Source organism: Paenibacillus dauci, from assembly GCF_000971985.1.
Classification (GTDB): Bacteria; Bacillota; Bacilli; order Paenibacillales; family Paenibacillaceae; genus Saccharibacillus; species Saccharibacillus dauci.
On sequence record NZ_KQ040798.1, the window covers coordinates 727,014 to 748,182 of the forward strand.

Annotated in this window: 17 protein-coding genes; 5 read left to right on the forward strand and 12 right to left on the reverse strand. The window is 47.9% G+C overall.

Going from position 1 to position 21,169, the window contains the following annotated elements; translation table 11 throughout:
- Positions 1-67: 67 nt before the first annotated feature.
- Positions 68-577, reverse strand: a complete 510-nt coding sequence (locus WH46_RS03140) for a sigma-70 family RNA polymerase sigma factor (protein ID WP_017811516.1) — start codon at positions 575-577, stop codon at positions 68-70.
- A 253-nt stretch (positions 578-830) separates the two neighbouring features.
- Here WH46_RS03140 and WH46_RS03145 point away from each other — a divergent pair, with 253 nt between their 5' ends.
- The 3 genes from WH46_RS03145 to WH46_RS23235 all read left to right on the forward strand — a co-directional run bounded on the left by WH46_RS03145 (position 831) and on the right by WH46_RS23235 (position 3,154).
- On the forward strand, positions 831-1,850 hold the full coding sequence (locus tag WH46_RS03145) for a hypothetical protein (protein WP_046225646.1): 1,020 nt from the start codon (positions 831-833) through the stop codon (positions 1,848-1,850).
- Between the two features lie 66 nt (positions 1,851-1,916).
- On the forward strand, positions 1,917-2,159 hold the full coding sequence (locus WH46_RS03150) for an NHLP leader peptide family RiPP precursor (RefSeq protein WP_017811518.1): 243 nt from the start codon (positions 1,917-1,919) through the stop codon (positions 2,157-2,159).
- 212 nt (positions 2,160-2,371) lie between these two features.
- On the forward strand, positions 2,372-3,154 hold the full coding sequence (locus WH46_RS23235; RefSeq protein ID WP_052714091.1) for a helix-turn-helix domain-containing protein: 783 nt from the start codon (positions 2,372-2,374) through the stop codon (positions 3,152-3,154).
- Between the two features lie 41 nt (positions 3,155-3,195).
- Here the strand turns inward: WH46_RS23235 and WH46_RS03160 are convergent, their stop codons facing one another.
- From WH46_RS03160 to WH46_RS03180, 5 genes are read right to left on the reverse strand one after another with little or no spacing between them, the layout of a single operon-like run.
- Positions 3,196-5,370: a glycoside hydrolase family 32 protein gene (locus tag WH46_RS03160; RefSeq protein ID WP_052714092.1), complete on the reverse strand. Its 2,175-nt coding sequence runs from the start codon at positions 5,368-5,370 to the stop codon at positions 3,196-3,198.
- 23 nt (positions 5,371-5,393) lie between these two features.
- Entirely contained in the window at positions 5,394-6,860 is a 1,467-nt protein-coding gene (locus WH46_RS03165; RefSeq protein WP_046225647.1) for a glycoside hydrolase family 32 protein, read from the reverse strand.
- Positions 6,861-6,864: 4 nt separating this feature from the next.
- Positions 6,865-8,493 (reverse strand): extracellular solute-binding protein, encoded by a 1,629-nt coding sequence (locus WH46_RS03170; protein ID WP_046225648.1) that lies wholly within the window; start codon positions 8,491-8,493, stop codon positions 6,865-6,867.
- Between the two features lie 36 nt (positions 8,494-8,529).
- Complete coding sequence (locus WH46_RS03175) at positions 8,530-9,411, reverse strand: carbohydrate ABC transporter permease (RefSeq protein WP_017811523.1); 882 nt, start codon at positions 9,409-9,411, stop codon at positions 8,530-8,532.
- A gap of 33 nt (positions 9,412-9,444) precedes the next feature.
- Positions 9,445-10,416 carry an ABC transporter permease gene (locus WH46_RS03180; protein WP_046225649.1) on the reverse strand — a complete coding sequence of 324 codons (972 nt, stop codon included), beginning with the start codon at positions 10,414-10,416 and terminating at the stop codon, positions 9,445-9,447.
- A 342-nt stretch (positions 10,417-10,758) separates the two neighbouring features.
- On the opposite strand from WH46_RS03180, the gene WH46_RS03185 reads away from it, so the two are divergent.
- Positions 10,759-11,820 carry a LacI family DNA-binding transcriptional regulator gene (locus WH46_RS03185; RefSeq protein WP_046225650.1) on the forward strand — a complete coding sequence of 354 codons (1,062 nt, stop codon included), beginning with the start codon at positions 10,759-10,761 and terminating at the stop codon, positions 11,818-11,820.
- Between the two features lie 112 nt (positions 11,821-11,932).
- On the opposite strand, the gene WH46_RS03190 is transcribed toward WH46_RS03185, so the two are convergent.
- From WH46_RS03190 to WH46_RS03205, 4 genes are all read right to left on the reverse strand, one after another.
- Entirely contained in the window at positions 11,933-13,477 is a 1,545-nt protein-coding gene (locus WH46_RS03190; RefSeq protein ID WP_046225651.1) for an ABC transporter substrate-binding protein, read from the reverse strand.
- A 55-nt stretch (positions 13,478-13,532) separates the two neighbouring features.
- Complete coding sequence (locus WH46_RS03195; RefSeq protein ID WP_017811527.1) at positions 13,533-14,474, reverse strand: carbohydrate ABC transporter permease; 942 nt, start codon at positions 14,472-14,474, stop codon at positions 13,533-13,535.
- 13 nt (positions 14,475-14,487) lie between these two features.
- Positions 14,488-15,357 carry an ABC transporter permease gene (locus WH46_RS03200; protein ID WP_231584276.1) on the reverse strand — a complete coding sequence of 290 codons (870 nt, stop codon included), beginning with the start codon at positions 15,355-15,357 and terminating at the stop codon, positions 14,488-14,490.
- A 295-nt stretch (positions 15,358-15,652) separates the two neighbouring features.
- The gene (locus WH46_RS03205) at positions 15,653-17,536 is read right to left on the reverse strand and encodes a sensor histidine kinase (RefSeq protein WP_231584266.1); all 1,884 of its coding nucleotides are present in this window, start codon (positions 17,534-17,536) and stop codon (positions 15,653-15,655) included.
- Positions 17,537-17,923: 387 nt separating this feature from the next.
- On the opposite strand from WH46_RS03205, the gene WH46_RS03210 reads away from it, so the two are divergent.
- Positions 17,924-18,196, forward strand: a complete 273-nt coding sequence (locus WH46_RS03210; RefSeq protein WP_017811530.1) for a hypothetical protein — start codon at positions 17,924-17,926, stop codon at positions 18,194-18,196.
- A 209-nt stretch (positions 18,197-18,405) separates the two neighbouring features.
- Here WH46_RS03210 and rnhA read toward each other — a convergent pair whose 3' ends face one another.
- Positions 18,406-19,089 (reverse strand): ribonuclease H, encoded by a 684-nt coding sequence (gene rnhA / locus WH46_RS03215; protein WP_046225654.1) that lies wholly within the window; start codon positions 19,087-19,089, stop codon positions 18,406-18,408.
- A gap of 90 nt (positions 19,090-19,179) precedes the next feature.
- A complete protein-coding gene (locus tag WH46_RS03220) occupies positions 19,180-20,406 on the reverse strand; it encodes an MFS transporter (protein ID WP_046225655.1) in 1,227 nt (408 codons plus the stop codon).
- Between the last annotated feature and the right edge of the window lie 763 nt (positions 20,407-21,169).

Genomic DNA, 21,169 nt, shown 5'->3' on the forward strand with positions numbered 1-21,169 from the left:
TCAAGCTCTCGGTTCTACGCCTTGTATGCTGCAAGGTGTTTACTCACCTGTTTACCTTTGCGGTCATTCAGGTGGATTTTAGCATCTTTTTTCTTAATTTATTGGTGGCCCGGTGCAGCAGGGTGCCTACCAGCGGCGGCCTTAGCTGAAGCTGCTCGGCAATCTCGGCATAACTGTATCCCGAATACCTCATCAGCAGCGCCTGCCGGTCACGCGGTGGCAGCTGGTCGAGCAGCAGATGGACTTCATCCTGCTCCAGCTGTTGAATCATGATCTCCTCTCCCGTCGGTGGAGAATGACCTTCCAGATCATAATATTGTTCCTGCTTTTCTTGCAGCCGGCGCTCACGCGCTTTTTTATCCATATAGTCATAGGCGATTCGTGTCAGTACACGATGCAGCCAGGCACCGATGGCCTCCGGATTATCGGGAGGATTACGATACAAACGGAGGAACACCTCCTGTGCCAGATCATCTGCAATAGCCTGATCGCGCAAAAGCGCAGTTAATTTTCGTTTAACGGTCGGGTAATGCTCATAAAATATCTGTTTGAACTGTTCCGGTTCCGGGGTGTTCATGTATTGCATGCTCCTTTCCGCTGCAGCTATAAGAAAGACGCACGGGTTTGGATTTTTATATCACACCTATTCAAAAAAAATAATGCAGACAGGATATAATCTTATTTATCATCAGGCATACAGCATCAAAAAACCAGTGATATTAATGGATTACACCGATTTGGAGGCTTGGATTCAATAGCCATTATTTTTATTAGTCATACAATAACTGGATAGTTATAATGGAGATAAAATCCTGAGGGAGCGTGAAGATATGCACTGGCTGAATGACTTCGACAGGCATATGCATGCAGCATTTGAGGAAGCGGCTCAGCGTATACGACAATTTCCGGCTCCGCTGAATCATGAAGGGCTGAATTATCTGAAGGGATTCGATATTCGGGTGAAAGATGGCATACATAACTATATTTGCTATCTGCTCCCCTTTTGGCTGGAGCGCATGAGCAGCCTTCATCTGGCGCCTGAACGGAAGGAACATCTGCAGCAGATTGCCCAAAGTATCGCCGCTGGCAATATTATGGGTATGCTACATTACTTTATCCATGATGACCTGATAGATGCTTCCGCGACAGCTACCGAAGATAATGGGGCTGCATTAATACAGAATCTGCGGCGCCTTCTTCCGCTGAGTGAGCTGCTGCATGCGGAATACACCGGTATTCTTTCCCGAATTGCCGGACACCGGCCGGAATACTGGTTGTACCGCCGTCAGTATACTTACGACTGGGCACGCGCTGTCCAACACGAACAGCACCCCGGTCATTTTATGGATCATCTTCCTCTAATCACCGGCAGAGCCAGTCCACTCCGGCTGTCTGCTGTCGTCATGCTGCTGGAAGCAGGACTTCCTGCCCTCGTTCCCGGTATTTTACAGCAGCTGGATCTGGCATTGCTGCTGCTGCAAATGAATGATGATGCGGCGGATTGGCAGGAAGATCTGCGTCTGCACAATTATAATTGCTTGCTGTCCCTTATTCATGAAGAAGCCGTGCCTGCTGCCGACCACCCACCTGAAGCCTTTTACATACTTGATGAACAGACAGTACGCCATTATATTTACGACCGGAATATTCTGCGCCACTACGCCAATCTCGCTCATGAGCAGTACTATTCGCAACCGGCTCGTCCAGCAGACAATATGGATCTGCTGCAATTCTGTGAGGAACTGCTACAGCAGCTTGATCAGCTCGCTGCTGCTATAGAAGCAAGCCGTAATATGCTGCTTCAACAAGGAAGCCTTTTTTACTACGTCAATCCCCCTAAATTGTTATAGATTTTTCCAGTATGCCGTGCTAGACTAATAGGAAAATATAACCATTTTGCGAAAGGATTGATGGTCATGTCCAGCCAAGCCCTTTTACACTCGCAGGTCATTCAAAAAGCATGGGAAGATCCAAACTTTATGGAATTGCTCAAAAGCGATCCCAAAAAGGCATTGTACGATGTAATGGGAATTACGCTTCCGGAGAACGTACAGCTGAAGACGATTCAGGAAACTGCCGAGGAGATTTATCTGGTCATTCCGCCCAAGCCTTCCGAAATGGTTGCATCTGCCCGGATAAACGTCAAAGCTGCCTGGTAACTGGCTCAGACAGCGGTTTTATTAACGATCCAAATGGAAATACCAAAAAAAGCGCAATCCTCTGCAAAGCAGGATTGCGCTTTTTTTATATGCTACTGCGTCTTTTCTCCCTTGTCGGCGATAGACAGTTTGATTATTCTATTAATAAAGCGCTTACATTATTATCGTATTAGATCACTTCACGTATTTACCTGATGAAAAGGAGGCCTTTGATGAATACTGAATTCATGATTGAACATGATATTGATCTCAGCTTCCCTGCCTATTCCAGTCTGCATCCGCATAAATGGACCCTGCTGTATGCAGCCGAGAATAAAGAAACCCTGGATGGTCCAACAGCCCGGATCTACCTGCTCCCTCCCGGCAAAATCGCATTATATTTACATCTGCTTCCGCTGACAGAGGTTTGTTGTCAATTTACTGCCCATTCCCAGTGGACACTGCTGCTGCATAAGCTGCAGACCGGACTACCGGAACAACCACTGTGGCTGGAAGACTGTTCCTTATGCCAGCAAATCGCGTATATTCTGGAGCGTATGCGGGAATATGCAGCTTCATCGCATAATACATATTACCGCAAACTTTCCTATCATTTGCTAAGTGAACTGCTGCTGCTGCTCGCTGCCGGTGCACGTCCGGATACTTATCCTGCTGATCCGCGCATTGATGAAGTCCTTCAATACCTGTATCTCCACTATACAAACGATATTCGTATTGAACATCTGGCTCAGCATGTATGTCTGTCTCCATCACATCTGTCCCACTTGTACAAGGAACAGACCGGCGAGACTATTATGGATACGGTACTGCGGCTAAGACTGGAGCAGGCCAAACATCTGCTTTGTTTTACTACCCGTTATATCGGCGAGATTGCCTATGAAGTGGGATTTAATTCGCAGACCTATTTCACCTGCAAATTTACCCGCCATTTTGGTATCAGTCCTTCCCTGTACCGTAGCAGCTTTTATGAGAAACAATCCTGTCAGTCTTCCTGAGCAGATAGATAAGATTGAACCTGTAAACCGTAAAGTAGTGATTATTTCCACACGCTGTTCAGCTGGTACACGTCCATCGAGACCAGATTGACCTGGCCGCCATTTACATAAAAAGACATGCCCTGACTTCCCTGATCCGGGAAAATCACACTCGAGAATACACGCTGGCCGCCATTTGCGAAAATCTCGACCGTAGACTCATCCACCAGAATTCGCAGCCGGATCCGCCGGTTCTCCGGCTGTACATCGGCAGTCTGCTGGGTACTGAACTTGTCGGAGAAATCCGTTATCCCTGAAGCAGTACGATCGATATACAATTGACCGGTATCCACCTGATAACCTACATCAGTAAACTGACTGCCGCTACGATTGGTTCGCAGCTGGAAACCCAAATGGGTTGCGGGCTGCTGTGCAGGCAATTCCAGCTCGGCTTCAATCTCATAACTGCCGGCAGATAGACCTTTGAGTATATTGGCAGAAGAATGATCTACCTTGACAGCGCGGACACTGCGCAGTGGAGTACGTAGTGTATTCAGCTCCTGTACCGGAGCCTGTACGAGTCGAACACCCGATGTGGTGGATACAAGCGACAACTCTCTTGGAGCACTCAATATCCCTTTCCAGTCTTGGGTCGGAAGATCAAATGCATAATCCCAATTGGTCATCCATGCCATCGCAATGCGCCGATCAGAGAGCCCTGCAAACGTCATGGAAGCATAGAACTCTTTGCCCCAATCGGTCTGGAGTACCAATCCCGGCGGATTATCGTTGACAAAACGGCCTTCGTCGCTCAGCTGTCCGACGAAATATTCGGCATTCGAGCCTCCGGTATTCGGATGGGCGCCGGTGCTGATCATCAGTACCCATTTGCTCTGATTTGTTCCTTGTACCGGCAGTTTGAATAGATCGGGGCACTCCCATACTCCGCCGCGAATATAATCGCCATATCCAAAATTATCGGTCAGTGTCCAGTCCAGCAGATTGGTTGAAGTGAACAGTCGTACATGATCACCTCCCGATACGACCATAACCCAGCGATTCCGCTCTTCATCCCGTACGATCTTGGGATCACGGAAATCCCAGCTGCCTGGATTATCGGCGGTCTGTCCGGGATTCTGGATTACGATGGAATGCTCTTCGGGATAATGCCATGTTCGACCGCGATCCATGCTGTAGGCAATCCCGATTTTCTGATTGCCATTGGGACGCTCAGGCGTGTAGGAAGTATAATAAGCAATCAATCCACCCTTTTCCGGCGACTCGTCAAACAGACCGGATACATTACGATCATCAGCAATCGCCGATCCCGACCAGACATGTCCCCATTTGTTCCATTCCAGTGCAAAGGGGAGGTTTTTCCAGTGCAGCAGATCTTCGCTGACTGCATGTGCCCATCGTCCACCATCCTGATGGAACAGATGATATTCTCCTTTGTAATAAATCATTCCGTTCGGATCGCTCGCCCAGCCGCGTAGAGCAGAGTAATGATAGGCTGGCCGATACTTTTCACCATAGAACTGCTCGGCAGTCAGTACATACGTATCCTGAAAAGAAGCCGAGCCCTGCAGTACAGCTATTCCCGATGCTGTTCCTGGGCGGGCAATTCCGTCGGCTTCTATCGCCGGATCTGCATAGCCATCCAGAAATAAGCGGATACGTTCACCCTCCAGATGAATCTCCAGTCGATGCCTTGTTCCATTTTCACTGTAATAATCCTGTGCAGACGTCGCGATAACCGTACCATCAGCCTGCTGCAATCTGACCTTGACCCGTTGATCTTCGCGTACCAAGAGAGCAATGTATCCCTGCCGCCCATCCGCTGTGCCACGGAAAAACAAACCGGCCTGCATCTGTTCATCTATCGGCATTAGATCTGTCATTATCACCATGTTCTCTGCTTCGGCAGGAGCAGTATAGGTGCGTATGCCGGCTGCATTACCATTGGCGCTCCCTCGCATACCACGTTCGTCCAGCGCCCAGACAGCTGTACCATGTGTATGCTCGCCCGTCAGGTTACTGTTCCACACAATCGTTGTATCGTCTGCTGTAGTCTCTTCATTATCCTTGCCGGATGATGGATTCATCTTGTCCTCCTGACCTGCGGGTAAAGTGCGGATAGATGGCTGGGCTGCTGCTGTGCCACGAGCAGGTATATAGATATCCGCCAACAATATCACCAGTGTGGTAACTGCTAATTTGGATAATCTGGATGGCATCTTCATTCCTCCCGATGAATGGATTACGATACAGAACCGGATAGATCATATATCTCCACACGACATACTACTATGTCCTGCTCCATAGCAGTCAATCTGATCCGGTCAGCATTCGGCTCCGGGAAAACAAGATCGGTCATCACCGTCCGCCCCTGATCGGCAAACACCTCCACCGAAGCAGCATCCACCAGAATACGCAGTTCCCTCTCTTCCTGAATCGTCTGCAGTGGTGCAGTATGATGATTGGCAAAATCGTTATGAAAATCGCTTTGTCCTGATTCTGTACGGTCGATATACAGCTGCGCCGAACCGGCATTCACTCCAATGCGTGTGCAGCTCGCCGTCCCGGCGCGCACTTGAAGTTCAAAGGAGACCTCTTTGTCCATTCGAACAATCAGTTCATAGCTCTCCAGCCGCAGCTCCTTTATCGCCTGTTGAACCTGAACCAGTGGCGCATGTTCCAACAGGAGAACAGGTCTGCGTATAGATTCCATTTCATCAACAGGACACTGCAGCAGTTGTACGCCGGTGGGGGTCATCTCCAGTTGTAGTTCACGGACGATTGTCATTGCCCCTCTCCAGCTGCCGGTAGGCGTATGATTGGCATACCGCCAGTTGCTCATCCAGCCGATGTATAGTCTGCGACCATCCTGCTGCGGAATATCCGACCAGCTCACTCCAGCATAATTATCGCGTCCATGGTCCAGCCAGCGTACTTGCCGTGATGCTTCGTCCGGCAGGAATATCGCTCCATCAAAATGCCCGGTAAAATACTGGGTACGCGAGCCTTCTGCTCCTTGGCCATTATCGCCAATGCTGACGAGCATCACCCAGCGGCTGAGCTCGGGGGCATTGTTAATCGGCAGTTCGAACAGATCCGGACATTCCCATACTCCATCATGACAGCCTATGCCTTCGCCAAATATACTGCTTTCGGTCCAGTTCTTCAGATCCGGCGAATGATATAATGCTATGCTTTGTCCGCAGGCGAGCACCATGGTCCAGCGTCCGGAGGATTCGTGCCAGAATACTTTGGGGTCGCGAAAATCGGGACGATAATCACATGTCAGTACCGGATTGCCCTGATACTTGTGCCAGGTTCTGCCGCGGTCATGACTGTATGCCAGACTCTGGCTCTGACGTACCGGATGATCCGGCTGTTCATCATGATGGGTAAAGATCGCGACCAGCCCCGGTTCCTCGGGGAAAAATCCGGTCGTATTCTGCCAGTCCACGACTGCGCTGCCCGAGAAAATCGTACCCTGCTCATCCGGTTCCAGTGCAATCGGGAGTTCTTCCCAGTGCACCAGATCACGGGTGATGGCATGTCCCCAGTGCATCGGTCCCCAGGTATCGCCATGCGGATGATGCTGAAAAAACAAATGATATTCCCCGTCCAGATAGACCATTCCATTGGGATCATTCATCCAGCTGCGAGACGGGGAGAAATGATAGACTCCCCGGTAATCCGGTTGTAGTTGAAGTGACATTGTATCAGCCTCCTGTTGTATGTTCAGCGCTCTGCTGTTTACTGCGGTCGTACCCATCCTGTCTGATCTTCAGCCACTCTTGCAGACCGAGACGATCCAGCTCCTGCAGATAGGCAGCCCATTCCTGATCAGCCTGTCCATTCTGATACCATTCTGTCCGCTTGCGCAGCATATAAGGGAACAGATCGGCTTCGATCGTGGAGAGACGATCCAGTTCCTCAATACTGAAAAATACATTTGGATAAGTGTGCTTGGCCTTCATATGCGGTACCAGTACTTTTTTCATCAGATCCATACGCCATTTGGCATCATCGGGCATCGTCGTATATTTGCCAAAATAATCGCTCAACACTGCCAGCGGTCCGCCGATGCTGGTCTTCTGACGCACTTCTACTGGCGCTGAACCTTCAAGCGGCAGATGCTTCAGCATCTTTTTTGATTCATCATATTCAAAAATATTCTGCTGGTTCGGATCACCGTACGTTCCCCAGTTATTCTGCACCGACTGCAGCGGGTCATACATCTGATCCACCCATTTGGCTGTCTGTTCCAGCTGCTGGTTGCTGCTGGTGACGACCATACTGCCCCGGAAAAAGCCCATGGCATTATTGCGGGTTACGTTCACTTCGCCATCTGGACCCGCTAGCGGTGGCATCAGTTCATAATCATTATTCATACCGGTAATATTGGCTTTGTCCCAGGTGAAGTACAATCCATAGCGCTGATCTTTGCCTTTGGCAAGATAGGTGTTCCAGTCCTGCTGGAACGATTCGATATCTATCAATCCGCTGCTGTATAGATCATGCACATAATTAACGGCTTCCCGGTACCCTTCCTGATTGCCGGTAAATACGACCTTGCCATCATCGGTTACGACCGTATGATCGGGATTCTCGCCCAATCCAAAGGAAGCGAACAGAAACGTCAGGTTCTCTCCACCCGGCTTGTCGATAAAGGACAGCGGAACCTCGTCAGCCTGTCCATTGCCGTTCGGGTCCTGTGTCTTAAAAGCAGTCAATACCTGCTTTAACTCATCGGTAGTGGTAGGCATCGACAGTCCCAGCTTTTTGAGCCATTTCACATTGATCCAGGGCATATCATCGACCGATTGAATACGTTCTTTGTCCGTACCAAGCTCCTCGATCCATGGAAAGGAATAAATATGTCCATCCGGCGCGGTAATCATCGTGCGGTATTCCGGCCGTTCGGTCAGCACTTTTTTGAAATTGGGCATATACTGGTCGATCATATCTTCCAGCGGAACAATTGCTCCATCCTTGGCCAGCTTGAGCAGATCATAGTCACTGTACTCTGCTGCGAAGATGGCATCGGGCAGCTCGCCACTGGCGACAGCCAGATTACGCTTTTCTGCGAAAACATCACTGGTATAGCTTTTCCATTCCACATGAACGCCGGTTTTCTGTTCCAGTCGCTGCAGGACCAGCTTGTCGTTGGGATCGACAGGTGCCAGTGGCGAACTGGAAGTCATAATATGCAGAATCGGTTTGCCATCTGCTGTTTTTTGCGGTTCATTGCCTCCATCCCCGCAGCCTGTGGCTGCCAGTAGAATAATGGATAAAGCCGATGCGACAGCCGCTTTGCGTACTTTGGAATTACCGTTTGTGTTGCGCATAATATTGCCTCCCGAATCTTATATTTCAGTCTGGGTTTATTTGAGTGAGCCGACCATAACGCCTTTTTCGAAATATTTCTGGAAGAACGGATACATTACGATCAGCGGCAGACTGGAGATCACAATTGAAGAATACTTGATCATCTCGGACAGCCGTTTCAGTTCGGCCATAGCCTGCTGATCGCCAATCATGCCTGGTGCTGCCTGGTTCTGGATCAGAATAGAGCGCAGAACAAGCTGCAGCGGGAACAGATTGGGATCATCCAGATAGATCATCGCATCAAAGTAGGAATTCCATTGCCCTACAAACGCATAGAGGGCAAGCACAAACATAATCGGCTTGGACAGCGGAATCACGATACGGGTGAAAATGGTCCATTCCGAAGCTCCATCCACATTGGCTGCTTCTTTGAGTTCTTTGGAGATGCCTTTAAAAAAAGTACGGGCCAGAATAATATTCCATACATTCACTGCTCCCGGAATAATAAGCGCCCATGGGGTATTCAGCAGATCAAGCTGCCGTACCAGCAAATACGTCGGAATCAGTCCGCCACCAAAAAACAGCGTAATCACAAACAAAGTCATAAACCATTTGCGGCCAACCAGCGAATCTTCGGCCATCGCATAACCAGCGCAGATAGACACCAATACTGTCACCACAGCAAATCCTGTCGCATACAATACCGAATTAAAAAACCCGCGAATCATTGCTTCATTGCCCAGGATTTTGCGATAGCCTTCCAGACTCCAATCAGCAGGTTGAAACGAAAATCCGCGATTCAGCAGCACGGTTGGGTCCATAAACGAAGCTGCGATAATATAGCCAAACGGAATGACAACGATCAGTACGCCCAGCCCGAGAAACAGCCCGTTCAGTATGAGCAGCAAACGGTCAAACGGAGAGTTTTTGACAACCATGGTCTTCCTTCCTTTCTGTACAAATCCTGTGATCTAGTACAATCCCTCGTTATCATTGAGCTTCTTCACAATGAAGTTCACACCCAGCAGCAGAATCACATTGATCAGCGAGTTAAATAGTCCAACGGCTGCCGAATATGCATAATCTCCTGATTGCAGACCAATCTTGTAGACATAAGTCGCGATAATCTCTGAAGCAGGCAAATTCATCGATGTCTGTAACAGGTAAGCCTTTTCAAAACCAATCGACATAATGCCACCTGCTGCCAGAATGAACACGATAGCCATAATCGGCTTGATCGTCGGCAGATCGATATGCCAGATTCTCCTCAGCAGACTCGCTCCATCCAGACTGGCTGCATTATGCAGCTCGGGATCTACATTGGCCAGTGCCGCTACATAGATAATGGATGCCCACCCGGCTGTAGCCCAGATATCCGACAAGATATATACCCAGCGGAAGTATTCGGGATCGGTCATAAACATCAAAGGCTGACTGCTGATCCAGCTAACGATCTGATTGATCGGTCCGGTAGGAGACAGGAAAATAAACAGCATCCCGGCAATAACAATGACTGATACAAAATTGGGAGCATACAGAAACAGCTGGATATTTTTCTTGATTCCTTTGCGGCGAACCTGATTCAGCATCAGTGCCAGCAGGATCGGAATCGGAAACCCGCATATCAGGCCAAACGCACTCAGCTTGAGCGTATTCATAAAAATCACTTCAAAATTGGGCGAGGTCAGGAATTTCTCAAAATGCTTGAGTCCTACCCAGTCACTGTGCATGATTCCCCGAATCGGACTGAAATCCTTGAAGGCGATGACTGCCCCATACATCGGTACATACTTGAACAGCAGTGTCAGAAACAGCGCCGGTGCCAGCAGAATATACAAAAAGCTGTTTTTGCGGATATGCTCCCAGCGTGTTCTGCTGACCGACTGCTTCTCTGTATGTACAGGATGAGCGCCTGGTCTGCCGGATTTTGCTGAACTTTCCATGATTGTCCCTCCATTTCGCTATTCCCTTGCCCCTTGTTTCCCCTACAACAGTTTGTATTAAAGACTGAAAGTAAGTGCTTACATTTTCATTTGTAAGCTTGTTCCTTTACAATTTATACGATCCGTTGTTCATATGTCAATAATAAATGTAAACAAAAGTGGTGATTTTTATAATTATATGGTATGCATATGCACATTTATAACATTCCATTTGCACATAAGAGATTGCTTTTAAAAGTAATCTCCTTTATATTTTAGATAGATATGTAGTAATGTAAGAGGGATATTCCCTGTTCTGCTGACAGAACAGCAAATTTGACAGTACAAAGGTGGATTTAATCCATGACCAAGGAAAAAGTAACCATTCAGCATATTGCCGATGCACTGGGTATTTCCCGCAATACGGCTTCCAAAGCGCTGAATGGAAATGAAGGCATCCCGGATGAGACACGCAGTAAAGTCATCCGCAAAGCTATTGAGCTAAAATACAAGCAATTTGCCTATATGGAAAGTGACGGACTGCTTCCTCGTAAAACCGGTAATATTGCCCTGCTCACCACCAATATGCCGGATAGTTCGCACTTTGGCTCTCCTGTGATCAGCGGTCTGGAGAAACGGGTCAGCGCGGAAGGCTATAATCTGTCTATCCATATTGTCCGGGAAGACGAGCGTGATGCCCTGCGGCTGCCCAATAATTTTGATGTATCGGCGGTGGATGGAATCGTATGTATCGAGCTGTTTGACCGGGAATACAGCGAGCTGCTGAATAATTTGAATATTCCGGTGATCTTCGTCGATTGTGCGTCCGATATCGACTTTTCCAGTTTTGAAGCGGATATTCTGTTAATGGAAAATGAACATAGTGTCTACCAGTTAACCCGCAGCCTGCTGGATAATGGATACGATCGTATTGGCTTTGTTGGCGATTACCGACATTGTAAAAGCTTTGGCGAACGATGGATGGGCTACAACCGTGCGCTGCTGGAAGCAGGTTTATCCATGTCGTCCTCCTTTTCTATCCTGGACGAAGACCGGTTTTTCCTGTTTGAGAATGATTGGATGGAACAGCGTCTAAAGCAGCTGGATGAACTGCCGGATGCCTTTGTATGTGCCAATGATTTTATTGCAATCCGTCTGATGAAAGCGCTCAAATCGAGCGGTTTGTCTATCCCGGACGATATTGGCGTAACCGGATTTGATAACGCTTCTGCGTCAAAAATCGTAGAGCCCCATCTGACTACCGTGCATATTTACAGCAGTGATATGGGTATCAAAGCCGCCGAGATGCTACTGTCACGGATTCGCTATCCGGAGCAGCCCTATCAGGTCGTTCACGTACAGACCCGGCCTATGCTGCGTGAATCGGCGAATCATGCCGCAGCTGCTTCCATGCTGCACGCCTAATCCAAAGAGATACTCATACCAAAAACCCCTGAACATGGCAGGCTATGACAGCCTTTTTGTTCAGGGGTTTTTAATAATCTACAGAATATTAATAATGGGATCGTAAAAATATTTATTTGGTGCCTGCAGACTCCAGCTGCGTTTTGTAGGCATCCAGCTGACGCTGAAGTTCCGCCATGACTTTGTCATAACCGGCTACTTTCAGCTTATCGCGGAAATCCTGCACGGCCTGTGCCGGATCTCCTGCTTTGCCATAAGTGATTGCAGGTCCCATCTCTGCTGTAACCTGCGAAATAGCAGTGAGTTCCGATTCGACAGACGTTTTGTCAAAAACAAATTGTCCGTATGGATACGGCTTTTTGATTTTGTCATATTCGCTGTACAGCGTATCAATCTTGTCCCAGGTAGTGTCGCTTGGAATCTCGTGTTCATCCATCCGTCCTGCCCAGAAGTCAGAGTAGAATGCATCATTGGTTTCGTTATAGTTGGCTGGCAGCGTACGCTTGCCGTCCTTGATATCGTATTGTACACCTTCCATGCCATAATTGATCAGCTGGTAGATCTCTTTGTCATTACGGATCAGATCATAGGCCATCAGCGCACGCTCCGGATTTTTGCTGTGGGCCCCCAGGGATACACCGCCATGAGTGATCGGCATTTCCAGCAGATTGCCGCTTTGACGGGAGAATGGGAACATTTGCAGTTCCGAACCCGGCTGCTTTTTGTCCATCTGCACACGCAGACCGGAGAAAGTCTGGGTATGATGCTGATCCATACCTGTCTGACCAGCCTGCAGGGCGACACGGGTATCGTTTTTGTTGTTCAGTACATCTTCGCGCCAGTAGCCTTTATCCGCCCAATCTTTCATCGTAGTGGCAAAATCCAGGAACGTATCTTCGAAGATCGGGCTGACTACTGTATACCGGTCATCATAGGATTTGGTATTGAACACCGGCAGATAGCCTGTCGACATTGGCAGCTCCAGATATGGCGTATGCGACTGGACCCAGCCTCCAAAAATACTGGTGCTGGACTGCGCATCCCATGGAATTACGCCAGGTTTATTATCTTTGATCCATTGCAGGTACTTGCCGATCGTATCCCAGTCCTTGATCGGCTCGGTGATACCGGCCTGTTTGGCCCAGTCGCCACGATAGAAGAAGCCATGATTAATCCACTGAGTATAATCGTTCTCGGGAATCAGTACGATTTTGCCATTGTATTTACTTTGATTCCAATCCTCAGCAGGAATCGATTTCCAGGTGACCGGAGCATACTTGGGCAGCAGATCGTCCAGCGGCATAAAAGCGCCACGCTGCGCATTGGACCAGGTATCCAGCCAGTCTGTACCGATGGTAATCAGATCCACCGATTCACCGGAAGCGAGCAGCAGATTGTATTTGGTCTGCCAATCTGCCCATTCTACCCACTTCCATTTCACTTCAGCATTGATTTTCTGCTTCATGATCGTATTGACCTTTTCCATCACTTTCTCAAACTGCCCGTTCTTGGGCTTGTCGCCCAGCGCTACAAACGTAACCGTAACAAACTGCGATTGATCATCACCAGCACCGGATTTGCTGCCGCCACAGGCAGCAAGTGACAGAACGATAACAGCCACCATCAGTGCCGAGATCAGCTTACGGAATTTCCACATACATTAGCCCCCTTTGGAATCATTGCAAAATTAAAACCATACTGCCCGGATACATTCAGCCTTTGACCGCGCCGACGGTAATCCCTTTGATAAAATAGCGCTGAACGAACGGATAGAATAAAATGACCGGTCCGGTAGCGACGACTGCTGTTGCCATCTTCATCGTTTCCAGTGGCACATCACTCATCGCCACATTGGAGGACGCCGCCGAATTACGGATAAAGTCGGCGCTGGTGACCACATTGTAGAGGAACAGCTGCAGCGGACGATAATCCATATCCGGCGACAGGAATAACATCGCATGGTACCACTCATTCCAGTATCCAAGGGCGATAAACAGCCCGATCGTTGCCAGTGCCGGTGTAGACATTGGCAGAATCAGCCGCAGGAAAATGGTAAAGTCACCAGCTCCGTCAATTTTGGCAGATTCGGTAATCGCATGTGGAATAGAGCGAACAAAGCTTTTCATCATAATAATCAGAAATGGGGTCAGCAGTCCCGGCAGCAGCACCGCCAGATAGTTGTCCTTGAGTTCCAGGTACTGGGTGATCAGCAGGTAGAACGGTACCAGTCCGCCGGAGAACAGAGTCGTAAAGTAAATAAAAAAGGAAATACGATTTCGGTACGAGAAATCCGGTCGCTGCAGTGCATATCCGGTCATCGCCACAATAAACAGACCAACGATCGTACCGACAACGGTAATGCCCATCGTGACCAGATACGATCCGATAATCAGCTTGGGATTCTCGAATACAATCTGATAGGCAAAGGTACTGAATTCATGCGGCCAAATATTGAATCCATGCTGCTTGACTGCACTCTCGCTCGTAAAGGACGTGCCCAGAATAAGCAGAAATGGCAGCAGACATGAAATGGCAAACAGGCTGATAAAAATATAACCGGCCCAGCGTACGATAATTTCACTCTTATCCTGCCGGATACGTGCAGGTCGCGGAGGATTACTGCCAATCAGGTCCATTTTGCTGTTGATATCCATCGCTGTGCACCTCCTAGAATAATGAGTTTTCCGGGGAAACTTTTTTGACGATCCAGTTGGCAGTCAGTACGACAACAAATCCGAATATGGACTGATACAGACTGACGGCACTACCCATCGAGAAGTTGAAATTGGTCATCAGCGAGCGGAATACATAGGTCTCGATAATATCCGTGCTGGCGTACAATGCCGTGTTATTGGCACCCACGAGATTGAAAAACAGTCCAAAATTGCCTTTGAGAATACCTCCGAGCGAGAACAGCAGCAGAATAATGAATGTAGGCTTGAGCCATGGAATAACGATATGAACAATCCGCTGGAAGGCATTCGCTCCATCAATCTCCGCGGCTTCCACAATCTCCGTATCCAGTCCCATAATAGCGGCAAAGTAAATGATTGAACCATAGCCTGTTGTCTGCCAGAGATAGGTAATGATAATGATAAATGGCCACAGATGCGGCTCCGAGTAAGCTTTGACCGGGTCCATGCCGAGCGCGCCGAGTACACCGTTCAGCAGACCATAGTCATAACTGAGGATATTGTAGGCGAGCAGACCCACCAGTACAGCCGATATAAAATAAGGCAGAAACATCAGCGTTTGCGATACTTTTTTGAACCATTTCTTGCGGATTTCATTCAGCAAAATCGCTACGGTAATCTGCGCGATATTGCCAAGCAGGATAAAAGCCAGATTATAGGCGATCGTGTTGAAAGTGAGTCTCCATAGATCCCCGGTCATGATAAGGAATTTGAAGTTATCCCATCCAACAAATGGACTGCCAAAAATGCCATTTGTATAATTGTATTTCACAAATGCCAGATACAGGCCGGGCATCGGTAAATAAGCAAATATACAGAAGAAAATGACTGCCGGACAACACATTAGCAAGAGCACACGGCTATTGTGAAACTGCTTGCGCCGGGAACGTTTTACACGCACGGCAGGGATTGATTTTGCGGTATCCAATGAATGATTCCTCCTTTGTGCTCTGGCTCAGGGAGTCAGGTGTAAAATGGGCTATTGGGTATCGGTATGGTTTACCCTTTTATTGTAAGCGTTTTCTTTATGCTTTTTATTACACTATTCTGCTATACCCTTTCAATATTCTGCTATATTTAAGCGGATAATTACGATTCCATACGAAAAAGCCATTCTGCTTTTCCGGTCAGGACACGCATCAGCTGCGTGTCGCGAGTGGAAAAGTCAGAATGGCTTCGGTACCTTCACCTTTTTTACTATAAAATTCCAGACTGCCATCCATGGCTTCAATAATCCGGAAGGTGACCATCAGGCCAAGTCCGGTTCCTTTGGTCTTATTGGAGAAGTAAGGTTCCCCAAGTCTTGCCAGTTCTTCCTCCGTCATACCCGAGCCGTTATCCTTGATATGCAGCTCGATATGATTCTCGTGTTCGATTGTCCATACCCGCACATACCCTTCCTTGTGTACCGCTTCAATACTGTTCTTGATGATATTGATGCAGGCCTGTTTGAACTTGGAAGAGTTGCCCCGGATCTGCAGATGCTGCGGCACCTGAATCTGCAGTACACTTCCTTGCAGACTGGCCAGTGGCCGCATAATATTCTCGATATGCTGGAATTCTTCATACAGGTTAAGCGTCTCTGTCTTCTCAAATTGCGGTTTGGCAAAGGTAAGGAAATCCGTAATGATATTGGCTGCGCGATCCAGTTCCTCCAATGCCATCCTCAGATGCTCCCGGCCCTTGTCATCCGTATTCATCTGGGTGAGCTGCAGGAAGCCACGGGTCACCTGCAACGGATTACGTACTTCATGGGCTACCGAAGCTGCCAATTCACTGATCATATCCATTTTCTCGGAACGCTGTAGTTCATTATTGAACAATTCCAGCTGCTGAGAATACTGGAGCACCTGCCGCTGATTCTCTGCAAACACTCTGCCCATAATAGCGATCAGGGAAATAACGAAGAAGATGACGCCCCATTTCCACAGGAACAGCTTGTAATCTCCATCTTCCAGATAGAACCAGATCAGCTCGCTGGCCGTAATCAGCGCAAAAGTGGTAAATCCGGAAGCGAAAATAATCGCTGCCCGGTTCTTCTGCAGTGCATAACGGATCGTAATAATCATAAACAGAATCAATCCTGCCAGAATGAACAATCCCAGGATCAGTACCGATATTACATAGTAAATTTTGAAATAACGATCATGAGTCAATACGTTGGCAATCAGTGCCAGTACACAGAATCCCGAATATACATACTGCACCCGCTTCAGCTTGTAGATCATATCCCGGTAGCCTCTGCCGAATACACTTTCAAAAAACTCATAAAAGGCAGGTACGAGCACGAATAGACTGACATCAAACCCAAGTGCATATAGTCTGTCCCCATCGGGATAAAAAGTAAACAGAAACGGGGAATAAGTCACTATAACGCTACCCAGAGCCAAAATGACGATACAAAGACTGACCCACATCCTGCGGGAGCGTCCTTTCAGGAATACGGAACAAAAAGCCATAATAAAGGCTACAAAGATAAATGAGAACCCAATAACCACATCTACCAGATCGGAGCTGACATAAGTGGTTAGAATATCCTGATAGTCGCCGATCAGGATGCCGTTGGTCAGACCGATTTTCTCCCGGGCGGATTCGACCCAGATATAAATCATTTTATAGGAATCCTGCTGGGTTAGCGGCAGGAGCAGCTGGTTCTGCTCATAAGCGTAGCCGCGGCGCGATTCATAGATTTTATTATCATCCAGATAGACGATTACATGCTTGCCCTGCAGCTCCCGGATCAGCAGACCGGAAGTGTTCCAGTTCAGTTCCGGAAGAGGAATCCGTATCCATGCAGAGGAACTGTTGACCGGCTTGCCGTCTTTCATCAGCTGTGAGGATGTCCAGTAGCTGTTCTGATCATCATTCCACGGCTTGGAGGTGAAGCTGTTCTGTGCTTGCCATCGGACCTGCCAATAATCGATACGCTGGAACTTCTGGTCTTCTCTTGCATTGGCAGACAAAGACAATGCCAGCATCGCCATGATAATGAAGAGTAGGAATATAATTAAGGCTTTGGGCATAAACTTCATAGTGCACCTCATTATTCATATACTGTCTGGTGATACCAATATACTTCATTGTTAGCAGAACGAACTTGATTTTGATAAATATGTATATTTCCCTATTGTACCTTATAAAGCGCTATTTCATAACTATTATTATACTTGTTTGTACATGTTGCATACACATAAATTACGGAGGAATCAGTAAAATTCATTCTACACATGAAAAATATGCCAGAGTAAATTGCGTCACCACCTGTCATTTCTCGTCAAAAACAGCCTTTTCTGTTGTCAGTGTATCAGGTATCCTCAAGCACCCCATGTTTGGCAGAATAGCAACAAGGGTAACCTCTGATAAGGGGACCGATTTCCTCTGGAACATTATTCCGAAGGAGATGATGAATAATGACAGACAACAAACACTATGATGATGTATTCTGGAAAACAAGAAATTCACTGATGGATGATGAAGATTCACAGCCTGCAGGGGAAGATGCAGAGGTAGAACTCCCAAGAGATGCAGAACTTGCCGTGATTCAGCCGGAACGGATGGATCCAAAAGAATATGAGAGTATTGCAGACGAAGAAGATGCCGGTATGCATCCGCAAGCCGACCCGGAAGATATCGAATCTGATGCTGCACTTGCTCGTGAAGAAGACATGGACGAAAATAAATAAAAACAACATAGAAGCCGCATAAAAAAATAACCAGTGTACAACCATTCAATAAAAGCCGGAGGCGATCAGGATATCCTGATCGCTTCCGGCTTATTTGAATAAATGATTCATTAAAGTAGGATGGCAGCATGCATAAGAGCTGCACATGTTGTACCTTTCAGCCTGTGCACTGTCTTTTCGTACCGATGTCGCCCAACCTGGAATGCTGGTTATTTCCGTCCATAATCCGCTTTGATTTCGCCCCAGCTACGTGTTTCCCATTTGAGCAGCTTATTGCTGTACGTATTCGTGCGCAGCCATTGCTCTGCACGATCGACCAGATCCCAGATCTCGGCTGTGGAAGCATCACGTACCAGAGTAGAAGCTGCCTTTTTCTGCCGAACCCATTTCAGGGCATTCTCGGAATCACTATAGACCGTTTTACTGCTGCCCTGGCGCTTCAAGTAGGCAAGAGCATGCACAATAGCGAGAAATTCGCCCATATTGTTGGTGCCTTTGGCGATAGGTCCGCAGCTAAAAATAGTCTGGCCGGTACGTGTATCTACTCCCTTGTACTCAACCGGTCCGGGATTGCCGCGTGTACCTACATCAACAGAGATGCTGTCATAATCGATCTGATCCATCGGAATGCTCGTCGATGCAGCCGTCCGTTTGCCGTAGCTTGCTGTTCGGGAACTTCCTTTTGATGAAGAACTGCCAGTACTGCCGGATTTACCCTGTCCCCAGTGTTTTTTCCAGCCTTCACTGTAAGCTTTATCTGCTTCCGCACGGGATTCGTAGGATTTGTATTTGGCATCCTTGTAGCCACTCGTCTGCTTTTGGCACTCCGGCCATGATGTATAGATTCCGGGCTGGTGCCCTTCCCATACTACATAATATTTTGACTTTGCCATATCTTTTGTATGCCTCCATTGCCTCAGCCTGCACATGTTCGCAGACTGTCCTTGTACATATTCATGCACAGACTATTTATGTACCTTCCATTATGGCTGTTCGGTACGTATTTTGGCAACTGGTTCGGCAGGTGCAGCAGGTATCTCCCAGCTGCGCCGTGTTACCATAAAGGCACATACGAGCAGCAACAGTCCATTGATAATAAAGACAAACCGGATGTCCAGCCACGACCCGAGTACTCCACCAATCACAGGACCTGCCATTGTAGCAATCTGGGATGCCGACTGATTCAGTCCAAATGCCCGTCCACGGAAATCTGCCGGTGTTACCCGGACAATCATTGCATTGATCGACGGCAGTACAGCCGCAAAGAACAATCCGTAGCCAAACCGCAGCGCGCCAAATCCCCATATATCCGTAAAGAAAAATTGCAGCATATTACCAACGCCACTGCCCAGCAGTCCGATCAGCAGCACTTTGCCAAATCCGATCCGGCTGCCTATTTTACCCCAGCGTGGTGCCATGATCAGAGTCGCAATACCGACAGCCGAGAACACAATGCCAGCACTGAGTGATGCATTACTCGTAGAGACACCCATACTTTTTACATAGATGGTAATCAGCGGTTCCAGAATCATCACCGAGAAGTTGGCTACCCCTGTCAGCAGCAGCAATGACATGAACAATCGATTGGACGCCGCCTGCTTAATATCATCCAGCACATGAGAACGCTGGGCAGACCGGTTAAAATTATGCTCCTTGGCCCAGATCGTCGCAATCAAAGCAGCAATCAGCACGATCAACGCCGAGAACAAAAAGGCATTACGGTTACCAAAATAATAACTGACCACCCCGCCGATCAGCGGGCCGATAATCGTTCCTGTCGCTCCCGAAGTTGCCATAACGCCAAGCGCATACCCAGTTTTATTCTCGGGAGTATTTGTTCCGACAAGTGCAATCGACGCCGGTACAAACCCTGCCAACAGCCCTTGACAGAGACGAACCACGAGGAATACATACGGATCGGTCACAAAATAGCTGACCAGATACAGAACCGCTAGACTGAATCCCGAACGGATCAGCATCGGCTTACGTCCGTACTTGTCCGACAGCGATCCCCAGAATGGCGAAATCAATGCACTCGCCAGAAACGTAATGCCAAATGCAACGCCTGACCAGATCTCCAGATGATCGGTCACTCCAAGTTCCGTTTCCATAAAAATCGGCAAAAACGGAATAGAAATCGAATACGCCGTACTACAAAAAAATACGCCAAGCCATAATACAATGAGATTTCTTTTCCATGGAAACTCCATCCAGGCAGACACATCCTTTCAATTATCGACCATTTTACTCTTGTTTGACGGAAAGTCCAAATCATTGAAGGGCGTATTTTGCTTTGAGAAGTGGCATATTGCTTCGAAGCAGTCTATAGCGTTAGGCTTCCGGAATGATACAGGGTTGGGTAAATGATAAAGCGCTTCGGAAAGGGATTATCCTGCTGACCTCCGATTAAGCACCGGATATGTCTGAATCACCGCTGCCGCGGTACATATCCGGTGCTTAAAGGTCGGTTTGCAGGATAATTCCCTTCCCTTCGCTCCGTGCTAAATGTTACTGCTGGTGCTTTTTAGTAGTTTATATCTATTCATTTCATAAAAGAAAAGGGACACACACGGAGAGAGTAATTAGAAATTCTGAAAAAGCACTTATTCAGAATGGCAAAATGCTGGCTTTGAAGATGGATGGTCAGGGTTCCAATTAGACCGGTTTCAACTATTGGAATGGATTGCACAGAGCGAAGGAAAGGGAATTGTCCTGCAGGCCGACATTTAAGATCGGATATTTACCGCGATCAGCGGTGATTCCAAATATCCGATCTTAACCGGAGGCAAGCAGGACAATCCCTTTCCGCAGCGGTCTACCACCCAACCTTCTCACCAACTCCACCAACAATTTCAGCTTTCCATTCCAATCAGCACATATCGTTCAATCATCTCAATTACTCACGCTTCCCGCTGAATTTAGCAAGAAAGATGTCATCCCGCACAATTTGGGGTAAGAACGATTAAGACATTT

Bases quoted from the DNA above. Each gene is read 5' to 3' on its own strand.
- WH46_RS03220 (WP_046225655.1), bottom strand. From the start codon at position 20,406: ATGGAGTTTCCATGGAAAAGAAATCTCATTGTATTATGGCTTGGCGTA.
- WH46_RS03205 (WP_231584266.1), bottom strand. From the start codon at position 17,536: ATGCCCAAAGCCTTAATTATATTCCTACTCTTCATTATCATGGCGATG.
- WH46_RS03165 (WP_046225647.1), bottom strand. From the start codon at position 6,860: ATGTCACTTCAACTACAACCGGATTACCGGGGAGTCTATCATTTCTCC.
- WH46_RS03150 (WP_017811518.1), top strand. From the start codon at position 1,917: ATGTCCAGCCAAGCCCTTTTACACTCGCAGGTCATTCAAAAAGCATGG.
- WH46_RS03160 (WP_052714092.1), bottom strand. From the start codon at position 5,370: ATGCCATCCAGATTATCCAAATTAGCAGTTACCACACTGGTGATATTG.
- WH46_RS03170 (WP_046225648.1), bottom strand. From the start codon at position 8,493: ATGCGCAACACAAACGGTAATTCCAAAGTACGCAAAGCGGCTGTCGCA.
- WH46_RS03200 (WP_231584276.1), bottom strand. From the start codon at position 15,357: ATGTGTTGTCCGGCAGTCATTTTCTTCTGTATATTTGCTTATTTACCG.
- rnhA (WP_046225654.1), bottom strand. From the start codon at position 19,089: ATGGCAAAGTCAAAATATTATGTAGTATGGGAAGGGCACCAGCCCGGA.
- WH46_RS23235 (WP_052714091.1), top strand. From the start codon at position 2,372: ATGAATACTGAATTCATGATTGAACATGATATTGATCTCAGCTTCCCT.
- WH46_RS03195 (WP_017811527.1), bottom strand. From the start codon at position 14,474: ATGGATATCAACAGCAAAATGGACCTGATTGGCAGTAATCCTCCGCGA.
- WH46_RS03140 (WP_017811516.1), bottom strand. From the start codon at position 577: ATGAACACCCCGGAACCGGAACAGTTCAAACAGATATTTTATGAGCAT.
- WH46_RS03175 (WP_017811523.1), bottom strand. From the start codon at position 9,411: ATGGTTGTCAAAAACTCTCCGTTTGACCGTTTGCTGCTCATACTGAAC.
- WH46_RS03185 (WP_046225650.1), top strand. From the start codon at position 10,759: ATGACCAAGGAAAAAGTAACCATTCAGCATATTGCCGATGCACTGGGT.
- WH46_RS03145 (WP_046225646.1), top strand. From the start codon at position 831: ATGCACTGGCTGAATGACTTCGACAGGCATATGCATGCAGCATTTGAG.
- WH46_RS03180 (WP_046225649.1), bottom strand. From the start codon at position 10,416: ATGGAAAGTTCAGCAAAATCCGGCAGACCAGGCGCTCATCCTGTACAT.
- WH46_RS03210 (WP_017811530.1), top strand. From the start codon at position 17,924: ATGACAGACAACAAACACTATGATGATGTATTCTGGAAAACAAGAAAT.
- WH46_RS03190 (WP_046225651.1), bottom strand. From the start codon at position 13,477: ATGTGGAAATTCCGTAAGCTGATCTCGGCACTGATGGTGGCTGTTATC.